Here is an 11,576-nt window from a genome sequence, read left to right as displayed (position 1 = left end):
CTAGAATGGTGCGGGTGAACATTCTGGACTTCCGCGGCGAGAGACTGAACAAGCGATTCCTCAAGCAGAGACTGCCTCGTGCCGCCGAGACGCATGCTGATATCGAACGACGAGTCGCCGAGCTCCTGGCTCAGGTGCAGGCCGGGGGCACCCGTGCCGTGAAGGAATTCACCGAGAGGTTCGACTCGGTCTCGCTGGAGTCGCTGCGTGTGCCCGTCTCCGAACTGGAACGTGCCGAAGCCGAACTGGACCCGTCGGTCAAGGCAGCCCTGGTCGAATCGATCTCCAGGGCCAGGAAGGTCGCTGCGGACCAGCGTCCCGCTGACGTCCGCACACAGTTGGCCTCCGGGGCACACGTGACGACACGGCACCTGCCGATCGAGCGAGTCGGCCTGTACGTCCCCGGCGGGCTGGCAGTCTACCCTTCGACCGTCGTGATGAACGTGGTGCCGGCACAGGCTGCCGGGTCAGCCTCACTGGCCATCGCCAGCCCGCCGCAGAGCAACGGACTGCCCCACCCCACCGTGCTCGCCACCGCCCACATCCTCGGCGTCGACGAGGTCTGGGCCATGGGCGGTGCCCAAGCCATCGGAGCGTTGGCATACGGTCTCGACGATGAGGAGCAGCTTGACCCCGTCGACCTCATCACCGGTCCGGGCAACGCCTACGTCGCCGCCGCAAAATCGCTCATGCGATCCCAGGTCGGCATCGACGCAGTGGCCGGACCCACCGAGATCATCATCCTCGCTGACGCGAACGCCGATCCGGCCTTCGTCGCCGCCGATCTCATCAGCCAAGCCGAACACGACGAACTGGCCGCTTCCGTTCTCGTCACGGACTCGACCGAACTCTCCGAACGCGTCCAGGCAGAACTGCTCACCCAGGTCCCAGCCGCCGCTCACCAGGCGCGGATCGACACCGCCCTGTCGGGGCAGCAGTCGGCCATCGTCCTCGTCGACGATATCGATGCCGGGATCGACGTCGTCAACGGGTATGCCGGCGAGCATGTCGAAGTTCACACCGCCGAGGCGCATGCGGTCGCTGCCCGCATCACCAACGGGGGAGCGGTGTTCGTCGGAGACTGGTCTCCTGTGTCCCTGGGCGACTACTGCGCAGGATCGAACCACGTCCTGCCCACGATGGGAACCGCAGCTCACGGCTCCGGCCTCGGAGTCCACTCATTCATCAAGGTCAGCCAGGTCATCGACTACGACCGTTCGGCACTGGCCGAGGTCGCCGACCACATCGAAGTGCTGGCCGAGCGCGAACAGCTGCCTGCCCATGGTCGGGCCGTCAGCATCCGGTTCGAGGAGTAGATATGCGTTGTCCGTTCTGTCGTGAATCAGATTCCCGAGTCGTCGATTCGCGGACCAGCGAAGACGGCGCCGCGATCCGGCGCCGGAGGCAGTGCCGTCATTGCGGGCGCCGCTTCACCACCATGGAGGCGACCAGCCTCTCGGTGATCAAACGTTCCGGCGTGACCGAAGAGTTCTCCCGGCAGAAGATCATGTCGGGCGTGCGCAAAGCCTGCCAAGGACGCCCGGTCAATGACGACGACCTGGCGAAGCTCGCGCAGAAGGTTGAAGAGGACATCCGGTCCAAAGGGATCGCTGAGATCGATGCCGACGAGGTGGGTCTGAGCATCCTCGAGCCGCTGCGTGAACTCGACCAGGTCGCCTACCTGCGATTCGCCAGCGTCTACCAAGGCTTCGACTCCCTCGAAGACTTCGAGACGGCGATCGACTCTCTGCGTGCCGATGCCGCACTGAAATCCGGCGATGCCAGGCAGGCCATTCCCGAAGATTTCCAAGCCTGAGAAAATCACCGACAGAATTCTGTGAGCGGAGTAGTCCAGCGCACCGATTCTTGTGTAATATTGACAGTGCGCGCTTCGGCGCGCGGCCGCTTGCGGTTCGGAGGGGAAGCCGAACCGTCAAGCGGCCCTTTACTTTCCCAAGAGACTTTCTCCGCGAGGACAGGGAAGCCGGATTCAGGACCAGCGGGTCAGGTGGCCTCCAAACTGAGCAGAGTGAGACGAAGGGCGCATCGGAGGTGACTCCGATGCGCCCTTCGTTCGTGTCGTCTCAGGTGTGCTGAGAGACCCCAGGGACTGCCTGCCTCAGTCTGCGATGAGCTCCGTCAGCTCCGTCGGTGCAGAGGCCAAGATCCGCAGCCGATCCGTCGTGCGAGTCAACGACACATAGAGCGCTCCGACCCCGTCTTCGTGCCCCTCGGGAGCGATCAGGCCGGGTTCGACGATGACCACGGAATCGAATTCCAGGCCCTTGGCCTGCTGAGCGGTGATGACCGCGATCTGATGGTCGAGGCCGGTGACTGAGCGACCGATGTCGAAGCCGGCCAGCACCTCGGCGACGGAATCGATGTGATCGAGCGGAGCGATCACGGCGATCTTGCCGCCGCCTACCGTCTCAACCTCATCCCTGACAGCAGGAACGAGAGCCCCGAGTGCCTCCTGCGTCGAGGAGAACGAGTCCATTCGTGGGTCAGGGCCGCCCTGGCGGACGGATTCGACGAGTTCGAGCTGCGGGAAATGACGATGCAGATAACGGTTGGCCAGGTCCATCACTGACTGCGGAGTCCGGTACGAGACGGTGAGAACCTGCAGGCTGTAACGGTCTCCGACGAACTCGGACAGGATGGAGTTCCATGTCCGGGTGTTGTCCACGTGCGAGGACTGAGCCAGGTCACCCACGACGGTCGCGGACTTCGACGGAACCCGCCGGAAGAGCACCCGCCACTGCATGGGGGAGAGCTCCTGAGCCTCGTCGACGACGAGATGGCCATAGGTCCATTCGCGATCGTCGAGCGCGCGCTCGGCCAGCGTGACCGTCGGGCCTTCCTCTTCCCACCGGGCAGCCAGCGTCTCCGCATCGATGAGAGCCGAGGTATCTGTCATGTCGAGGACCGCCTCGGCGTACTCCCGAGCCGACTCATCGCGTGCGGCGGTCTGCTGCGGGCTGCTGCCGAGCAGCTCCGCGAGCTCATCGAGGAGAGGAACGTCCTCGATGGTGAGCTCTGCATTGGCGGGGCGGATCAGCTTCTGCTGGTCCTCGGGAGACAGCAGACGCTCGGCGGCAGCCTGCAGCTTGTGCGGTTTGGACAGCAGCGCACGCAGAGCCGCAGCAGGACTGATCGGGAACCAGGCGAGGTTGAGAGCTCGGCGCACGTCCACGCTTGAGCGCAGTTCGTCCATCAGCTCCGGCAGTCGCTCACCTGCACCGTCGAGGCCCATCTCCCGTGCCAGATCCTCGGCGAGGGTCTTGAGCAGGCCGGAGACGAAGCCGTTGCGGGCGGCATTGTGCGGGTCCCCGGTGCGCCGGGCCCGATCGCGGGCTCCGCGCACATCGCGGCGGCGCAGCCAGATGGTGTGTGATCCCACGCGCAGCTCTTCGTCCTGATCGGAGATCCGCTCGTAGTTGGCGATGTGGTTCTTCAGTACGGCGGCCATCTCTGATCGCCCCTTGACCACGGCGACGTCCGTGTCATCGCTCAGCTCGGTCTCGAGACCGGGGTAGAGCTGCCCGGGGGTGAGCAGAAGCGCACCCGTTTCGCCGAGGCTGGGCAGAACCTTCTCGATGTACTTGAGGAACACAGCCGAGGGGCCGACCAGCAGCACGCCCGATTTCGCGATGCGCTCCCTGTGGCGGTAGAGGAGGAATGCCGCACGGTGGAGTGCCACCGCCGTCTTCCCCGTTCCCGGTCCGCCTTGGACGACGAGCACGCCCTGCAGCGGCTGGCGGATGATGGCGTCCTGCTCGGCCTGAATGGTCGCGACGATATCGCCCATGCGACCGGTGCGGTGATTTGTCAGGGCCGCAATCAGCGCGCCCTCGCCCTGCAGATTCGACCGTTCATCATCGTCGAGGGCCTCGATGTCGAGCACATCGTCCTCGAGGTCGGTGACCGTGCGGTTCTTCGTCACCAGGTGCCGACGTCGGATGACACCGGCAGGGTTGGCCGCAGTCGACTGGTAGAAGCGCTCCGAGGCAGGAGCGCGCCAGTCGATGAGGATCTGCTGACGGTTGGCATCGGTGAGTCCGATCCGTCCGATGTAGCTGGGCTCGGCGTCCGATCTGAGATCAAGACGACCGAAGCACAACCCGTCTTCGGCACTGTTGAGTCGGACCAGCTGGTCCTCATACAGAGTTGCGAACGCATCGCGCTCGCTCCGGTGCTGATGATTGCCGCCGACTTCGGAGATCCTCACCTTGCCCAGTCGAGCTGTGGCCTCATCTCGTAATTCGTCGAGTCGTGCATAGAGCTCGTCAAGCTTGACCTGCTCGACGCGTATTTCTGAAGTCTCGGTCATCTCACCTTCCCAATCGGCATTCCATTATGCCGAACTTTTCTGACCGGGAGTAGTTGGAAGCACCGGAACATTGCTGGTGTGTTCCGTCACAGCCCAAGTCGCGACTTCAGACTGTGCCCCGATAGGAACGTCGCCATGGTCGCAGCGGTGCGCAGACTCCTGTCGAGTTCGGGCACTTCCAAAGGGGAAGCAGACGCGATGACAACCACATTGCCGCGTCGGCGGCCCTTGAGGATTCCCGGTTCGGCAGCCGCAGCGACGTGCTCGAATGCAGAGTGCAGCAGCTCAAGTTCGGCACGGAGGATCCGATGGTCGCCGGAGTCGGGGACGTTGGCGATGTAGACACCCGTGTCCTTGAGGATGCGTGCGCAGGTCGTGAAGAACTCCGCAGTCTGCAGAGTCGGGGGCACAGAATCGTGATCGAAAGCGTCACGGATGAGCACATCAAGTGTGTCGGGGCGGAACTTCTCCACTTCCACGGCACCGTCTCCGGCGCGCAGCGCCAGCGCAGGGGAGCGCGGCAGATCAAACCAGTCGCGCGAGTAGTCGAGGAGAGCCGGGTCGATGTCGATTGCCGTCTGCTTGGACCCCGGTCGTTGTGCGTGGAGAGCACGAGCGAGGGCGCATCCGGCGGCCCCGATGTGGACTGCGCGCAGAGGTCCGGGCGCGAATTGGACATCGATGATCCGCGACATCCAATCCAGATATTCGAAGTCCAGCCGAGTCGGCTCGCTCAGAGTGATCGACGACGAGGGCACGCCGTTGACATGAAGGACGTAGCTGTCGACCTCACCGTCGACCTTCTCCAGTCGCGCGGTGCCTGTCGAGATATCGACGACTTGTGAGCCGGGTGCTGTGTATATCCGTCGTTTCGCCACCCCTCACTTGTATGCCAGATGCGGCTCGGTGGCAATTCTGCGCGTGACCGCGTGGGGACAGCGGACCGGACTCGTGTGCTCTCGGCCTGTGGATGCCTCGGGCGTATCCACAGGTCTCTGGTCGACTCTGGTCAGCCCGGCGGGGGAGAAGCTGAAGTGATCCCATGCAGACGACAGCGAAGACAGCAGAAGACATCATCGGAATCGTGCCCCATACGCTCGGCTACATTCCACGCGAAAGCCTTGTGGCCATCATCGTGGGGACCGACGAACACGGCGGCCAGTCAAGCGCCACGACGCTGCGCGTCGACTTCGACCTGGAGACGGCCGCACACATCGTTGCCGAGGGAGGGCAGTGGTACAGCGACCTCATCGCCGGGGCCGGCACTGCCTCTGGGGTGTTCCTTGCCCTCTATGACTCGGAATATGAGCGCGAGCTGTCGGGCGGGGAGCATCGGCCGGACGGGCAGCAACAGCTCGACGCGGAGCCTGCGCCGGGCGGGGCTCCCAGCGACGAGTACTCATACGTTCGCCGGGACCTCATCCGAGCGGCCATTGATGAGATCGCCATGGCGCTGGGGGACCGAGGCATCGACACTCTGAGTGCCTGGTGGGTCGGCGAGGAGAGATTCGGTCGCATCGATGACGATGGGCAGACCAGCACTCTGCTGGAGGCCGCTGCGACCTCGGCCTGCGCCACTGAACTCATCGCCGGCGGTTCAGCGCCCGTGGCGTCGCCGCAGGACCTCGTGGTCAGACCCGTGTCGGCAACGGAATTCCAACACAGCCGCCAAGGCTGCGAAGACACCCGGCTGACTATAGGCGAGGGTTTCGACATCCTCTCCGAGCTCTATCCGCGGATCGCCCGCCTGAGTGAGGGAGACGAAGCCATCAACCGAGCAGCCCTCGCAGAGCTGATGACGCTGCCGGCGGTCATGGCCATCGACGCGATCCTGGGCGAGAAATGGTCCCGGGACGCACTCGAGATGATCCTCAGCTTCGACCACCCGAACTTCTCACGCTCTGATCTTCAGAAGTGCGGTCCCGGCCAGCTGCACCTTCGGGCGCAGCGATATGGAAGGTCCCCGCAGGCAGCCCAGCACATGGTGGGACTCTCCGATCGTGCTCCACAGCCACGCGATGTTCAGTTGGGCATCGAGTTCCTCGAGGCCTACATCCCCCTGGGTCACCCGGACGTTCGGGCTACCGCCTATGCTGTGATCGCATGGTTCGAATGGTCGTTGGGAGGCTCGACGATGGCAGAGCACTACGCCCGGACTGCGCTGGAGCTTGAGGCCGACCATTCGATGGCTGCGCTGATCTTCAACGCCGTGCAACATGGGTATCTTCCGCGGTGGCTGATGCCTGTGCGCCGCGGCCCCGGATAAGCTCTCAGGAGCCGTGGCGACTCTCCACGGCAAGCCCGGTGCGCAGCCTCGGCTCACCGGCCCGGGCTCAATTCGCCAAGCAGGGAATATCGTGCGAAAATTGGGTGTTGACCCTGTCATAGCATCATGGGCGAACTATGTGTTCCCCTCGGGCCCGAACCTCGGACCTCTTGACATGGGTCTTAGTAATGTCCTGGTGCATTCGAGAAGTTTCAACGCTCGCGAAAGGTGAACACGTGCCGAGAGTCGACAAGGAATCCACGACGGTGACGGAAAAGTCGGAGGAAACGGCCGCCAAGACCTCCACCGCTGGATCCAAGACCACTGCGGCGTCGAAGGGAGCCAAGAAGACGACGAAGACATCGGCTTCAGCGACCGCCGCGGCGACCGGGACCAAGCAGACCACCGCGGCCCGCAAGACGGCGACCGCCAAAACTGCTGCCACGAAATCGACAGCAGCCAAGGTGGCGAAGACCACCGCAGCAAAGACCACCGTGGCGAAGAAGACTGCCGCGAAGACCACCAAGGCCGGCGGCGCGAAGAAGAAGTCCGACGATGTGCTCGAAGCAGGCGAGACAGTCGAGCCGGCAACCGACACACTCGGAACTGAGCAGAGCCCTGCCGAGGCGACAGAGACGAAGAACTCCGAAGAGAAGGAGAAGAACGCCGCAGTCACAGAAGCAGGCGGCTTCATCGTCTCTGATGCCGACGAAGAGGACGCACCTGCGCAGCAGGTCGTCTCTGCCGGCGCCACCGCTGACCCGGTCAAGGACTACCTCAAGCAGATCGGCAAGGTCGCACTGCTCAACGCGGCCGAAGAGGTCGATCTGGCCAAGCGCATCGAAGCCGGCATGTATGCCGAGCATCTGCTCGACGCTGGTGACATCACCGAACCGCGTGAATCCATGGACTACAAGTGGATCATCCACGACGGACGCATCGCGAAGAATCACCTCCTCGAAGCCAACCTGCGTCTCGTGGTTTCGCTGGCCAAACGCTACACCGGCCGCGGAATGCTCTTCCTCGATCTGATCCAGGAAGGCAACTTGGGCCTCATTCGTGCAGTCGAGAAGTTCGACTACACGAAGGGATTCAAGTTCTCGACCTACGCCACGTGGTGGATTCGCCAGGCCATCACCCGAGCCATGGCCGATCAGGCTCGCACCATTCGCATTCCGGTGCACATGGTCGAGGTCATCAACAAGCTTGCACGCGTTCAGCGTCAGATGCTGCAGGATCTCGGACGCGAGCCGAGTCCAGAAGAGCTTGCCAAGGAACTCGATATGACACCTGAGCGCGTCGTGGAGGTCCAGAAGTACGGCCGCGAGCCCATCTCTCTGCACACACCGCTGGGTGAAGACGGTGACTCTGAGTTCGGTGACCTCATCGAAGACTCCGAGGCCGTCGTCCCATCGGACTCCGTCAGCTTCACTCTGCTGCAGGAACAGCTCCACTCGGTTCTTGACACCTTGTCCGAACGTGAGGCCGGAGTCGTGTCCATGCGCTTCGGACTCAACGACGGCCAGCCGAAGACTTTAGACGAAATCGGCAAGGTCTACGGAGTCACGCGCGAGCGCATCCGCCAGATAGAGTCGAAGACCATGGCGAAGCTGCGGCACCCCTCACGCTCACAGGTCCTGCGCGACTACCTCGACTGAGTAGCTTGCCAACTGCCCGGGCTGTGCCCTGGCACTGAGTCGGTGACAACGATCGCCTGCGGACGCGAACTCTCGCGACCGCAGGCGATCTGCCTGTTATACCTGCTTGTCTTACGGGACGGTTCCAGTCAGGGGTCATCTGTCGCTTCAGGGCATTCACTCTTCTGTCGGTACCGCCTCGTGCGGTGCCTCGTTTCAGTACCAGTCGACAATGCCCTCCATCAGGGCGTCGGCATATTTCTGTTGTCCGGATTCCGATTCCATGGCCTTGGCCTCGGCGGGGTTGCGCATCTCGCCGCACTCGACGATGACGGCAGGCACGGATGCGTTGTTGAGCCCGGCCAGGTCGGGTCGCCGACTGATCGCTTCCTTGCCATAGGCTTTGTTGGGTGTGAACGGGTCGGACAGAGCCTTGCTCATCGCAGCGGCAAGTCGGTTCGAGTCGTCCTCAACGGTGTCCGAACTGCCAGGTTCGGCGACGATGACATGAAAGCCCTTGGTCTCGGACGATTCGCTTCCGTTCGCGTGGATGCTGACCATGAGGTCGGCATCGTCGGCGAACGTGCCGCGCTCGTCGACGCAGGGGCCAACACCATCGTTGTCGTCGCGACTCATGACCACCTTCGCTCCCGCATCTTTGAGATCGTCTTCGAGCCTCTGGGCTACTTCCCAGTTGAAGTCGGTCTCGGGGTAGTCGGAGTTCGTTGAGGTGCCCGTGGTGTTGCAGGCTTTGGTTCCTCCGCGTCCATCTGGAACCGGGCTGGCGATCTCGTTCGGGTGCGAGGCGTTGCCCCCGTTATGGCCGGGATCAATGGCGATTGTCCGCCCGCTGAGGTCGACGGCAGGCTCCGCAGCCTTGGTCTTCTGTGCTTCGGCACTCGCCCTATTCGACTTTGCCTCGGGTGCGGCCGAGGTGGTGACAGCAGAGGAAGAGGCGGCAGGAGAGGAGGCGGCTGGATCTTCCTGCGTCTCCTTTGCGCACGAGGTGAGGCCAGGGAGGGCAAGGGCTGCGCACACAAGGGGGACTACGATGCTGTGACGAGGAGACATGGTGCCATTGTTCCAGCAAAGATGCGTTGCACAGGAGGTTTCGGCAGAATCGAAGCGAGACACGGCCGGTAATGGCAGAGACAGAGTCGACCGAGCGATTAGAATTTAATCGAACGAGAGGAAACGTGTGGAAGAGGAAAGTTACGGCGCCAGGCATCTGTCCGTCTTGTCGGGTCTCGAGGCAGTTCGTAAGCGCCCGGGCATGTACATCGGGACCACTGATTCCCGAGGGCTGATGCACTGCCTGTGGGAAATCATCGACAACGCTGTCGATGAGGCTCTGGGCGGTTTCGGCAAGTCGATCCTCATCGAACTCGAACCGGATGGTTCGGTGGCTGTCACGGACAGCGGACGTGGCATCCCCGTGGACATTGAACCCAAGACCGGACTGACCGGCGTCGAGGTAGTCCTGACCAAGCTCCACGCCGGAGGCAAGTTCGGCGGCAGCTCATATGCCGCCTCCGGCGGTCTGCACGGCGTCGGTGCCTCTGTCGTCAACGCACTCTCTGCCCGCCTCGATGTCGAAGTCACCCGTGGTTCGAAGGTCCACAAGATGTCTTTCCGGCGCGGAGTGCCGGGACGTTTCGACGACTCATCCGGACAGCCGGGGCCAGACAATCCGTTCGAAGAATTCCATGAGCCGACCGGGCTCGATGTCGTGCGCAAAGCGAAGAAGGGAGTCACCGGAACACGCGTCCAGTACTGGGCCGATCCGCAGATCTTCCTGTCCAAGGCGCAGTTCGACTACCAGCACCTCGTCGAGCGCGCCCGTCAGACGGCGTTCCTCGTCCCCGGTCTCGAGCTGCGGATCGAAGACCGCCGTGGAGTCGCTCGTGATGAGACCGGTGAAGTCATCGCCGAACGCCTCGAAGTCTTCCGCTTCGACGGCGGCATCACCGAATTCGTCGACCATCTGTCGATCGACCCGCCGATGACGGACACCTGGCGTCTGCAGGACACCGGGAAGTTCACCGAGACCGTCCCAGTGCTCGATTCCTCGGGCCATCTGGTCTCGAAGGAAGTAGAACGCGAGGTCGGTGTTGACATCGCTCTGCGGTGGGGGACCGGCTACGACACGAAGGTGAAGTCCTTCGTCAATGTCGTGTCCACTCCGCACGGCGGAACCCACTTGGCCGGATTCGAGCAGGCCAGCCTGAAAGCCATGCGCAAAGCCGTCGAAGCCAACGCCCGCAAACTCAAGCTGGGCAAGGACAAACTCGAAAAGGACGACGTGCTGGCAGGGCTGACCGCTGTGGTCACGGTGCAGTTGGCCGAGCCGCAGTTCGAGGGGCAGACCAAGGAAGTCCTGGGTACGGCCGCGGTCAGGCAGATCGTGGCAAAAACGGTCGAAAAGCAGCTCGGTGACATCCTGTCCTCGACCAAACGCGCTGAGAAGCAGCAAGCTGCCGTCCTCATGGAGAAGGTCGTCGCCGAACTCAAATCGCGCATCTCGGCTCGCACACACAAGGAGAATCAGCGTCGTAAGACGGCGCTTGAGGCATCCTCACTGCCTGCCAAGCTCTACGACTGCCGTGACAACGGAGTGGAGAACACGGAGCTGTTCATCGTCGAGGGGGACTCCGCGATGGGAACGGCGAAGGCCGCTCGCAACTCCGACCATCAGGCGCTGTTTCCCATCCGCGGCAAGATCCTCAACGTGCAGAAGGCATCATTGTCGGACATGTTGGCCAATGTCGAATGTGCCGCACTGATCCAGGTCATCGGTGCGGGATCCGGCCGCAGCTTCGACATCGATGCCGCCCGCTACGGACGAGTCATCATCATGACCGATGCTGACGTCGACGGTGCCCACATTCGTACCCTGCTGCTGACCCTGTTCTTCCGCTATATGAAGCCACTGGTCGAACAGGGGCGAGTGTTCGCCGCCGTTCCACCGCTCCATCGTGTGGAGGTGGTCACAAAGCGCGGCACGCCCAACGACGTCGTCTACACCTACAGCGAGGCAGAACTCCATGCTCTGCTGAAGAAGCTGGAGAAGTCGAAGAAGACGTACAAGGAACCGATTCAGCGCTACAAGGGTCTCGGCGAGATGGATGCCGACCAATTGGCGGAGACGACGATGGACCCGAGCATGCGCACACTGCGACGGGTCACGATGGCCGACGCCGAAGCGGCGGAGAACACCTTCGAGCTTCTGATGGGCTCCTCCGTCGGGCCGCGCAAGGAGTTCATCGTCTCGGGGGCCGCTGTCCTCGACGCCGAGCGCATCGACAGCTGAACCGGATGCGGGAATGCTCCGTCTGCTGGACCG

General features: G+C 62.9%; 8 protein-coding genes. 5 read left to right on the top strand and 3 right to left on the bottom strand.

The genetic code is table 11. The features are described from left to right. Positions 1 to 5: 5 nt before the first annotated feature. Both hisD and nrdR read left to right on the top strand, forming a co-directional pair. Positions 6 to 1,316 carry a histidinol dehydrogenase gene (hisD, locus tag LQ788_RS12150; RefSeq protein ID WP_231441328.1) on the top strand — a complete coding sequence of 437 codons (1,311 nt, stop codon included), beginning with the start codon at positions 6 to 8 and terminating at the stop codon, positions 1,314 to 1,316. Positions 1,317 to 1,318: 2 nt separating this feature from the next. After that, a complete protein-coding gene (gene nrdR, locus LQ788_RS12145) occupies positions 1,319 to 1,816 on the top strand; it encodes a transcriptional regulator NrdR (protein ID WP_231441326.1) in 498 nt (165 codons plus the stop codon). A 303-nt stretch (positions 1,817 to 2,119) separates the two neighbouring features. Here the strand turns inward: nrdR and LQ788_RS12140 are convergent, their stop codons facing one another. Both LQ788_RS12140 and LQ788_RS12135 read right to left on the bottom strand, forming a co-directional pair. After that, the gene (locus tag LQ788_RS12140) at positions 2,120 to 4,330 is read right to left on the bottom strand and encodes a HelD family protein (protein WP_231441323.1); all 2,211 of its coding nucleotides are present in this window, start codon (positions 4,328 to 4,330) and stop codon (positions 2,120 to 2,122) included. 86 nt (positions 4,331 to 4,416) lie between these two features. Continuing rightward, positions 4,417 to 5,208, bottom strand: a complete 792-nt coding sequence (locus tag LQ788_RS12135; protein WP_231441321.1) for a spermidine synthase — start codon at positions 5,206 to 5,208, stop codon at positions 4,417 to 4,419. A gap of 164 nt (positions 5,209 to 5,372) precedes the next feature. Between LQ788_RS12135 and LQ788_RS12130 the strand changes: the two genes are divergently transcribed. Further along, the gene (locus LQ788_RS12130; protein ID WP_231441319.1) at positions 5,373 to 6,596 is read left to right on the top strand and encodes a DUF4192 family protein; all 1,224 of its coding nucleotides are present in this window, start codon (positions 5,373 to 5,375) and stop codon (positions 6,594 to 6,596) included. A 236-nt stretch (positions 6,597 to 6,832) separates the two neighbouring features. Next, positions 6,833 to 8,254: an RNA polymerase sigma factor gene (locus LQ788_RS12125; RefSeq protein ID WP_231441317.1), complete on the top strand. Its 1,422-nt coding sequence runs from the start codon at positions 6,833 to 6,835 to the stop codon at positions 8,252 to 8,254. Positions 8,255 to 8,449: 195 nt separating this feature from the next. On the opposite strand, the gene LQ788_RS12120 is transcribed toward LQ788_RS12125, so the two are convergent. Next, entirely contained in the window at positions 8,450 to 9,304 is an 855-nt protein-coding gene (locus LQ788_RS12120; protein ID WP_231441316.1) for an N-acetylmuramoyl-L-alanine amidase, read from the bottom strand. Positions 9,305 to 9,431: 127 nt separating this feature from the next. On the opposite strand from LQ788_RS12120, the gene LQ788_RS12115 reads away from it, so the two are divergent. Further along, complete coding sequence (locus LQ788_RS12115) at positions 9,432 to 11,543, top strand: DNA gyrase/topoisomerase IV subunit B (RefSeq protein ID WP_231441314.1); 2,112 nt, start codon at positions 9,432 to 9,434, stop codon at positions 11,541 to 11,543. Positions 11,544 to 11,576 lie beyond the last annotated feature (33 nt).

This window comes from Brevibacterium zhoupengii (genome assembly GCF_021117425.1).
Taxonomy (GTDB): domain Bacteria; phylum Actinomycetota; class Actinomycetes; order Actinomycetales; family Brevibacteriaceae; genus Brevibacterium; species Brevibacterium zhoupengii.
This window is presented reverse-complemented; position numbering and strand designations above follow the sequence as displayed.

Excerpts from the sequence above, each read along its gene's own strand:
- hisD (WP_231441328.1), top strand. The coding sequence starts at position 6 with ATGGTGCGGGTGAACATTCTGGACTTCCGCGGCGAGAGACTGAACAAG.
- LQ788_RS12120 (WP_231441316.1), bottom strand. The coding sequence starts at position 9,304 with ATGTCTCCTCGTCACAGCATCGTAGTCCCCCTTGTGTGCGCAGCCCTT.
- LQ788_RS12130 (WP_231441319.1), top strand. The coding sequence starts at position 5,373 with ATGCAGACGACAGCGAAGACAGCAGAAGACATCATCGGAATCGTGCCC.
- LQ788_RS12140 (WP_231441323.1), bottom strand. The coding sequence starts at position 4,330 with ATGACCGAGACTTCAGAAATACGCGTCGAGCAGGTCAAGCTTGACGAG.
- nrdR (WP_231441326.1), top strand. The coding sequence starts at position 1,319 with ATGCGTTGTCCGTTCTGTCGTGAATCAGATTCCCGAGTCGTCGATTCG.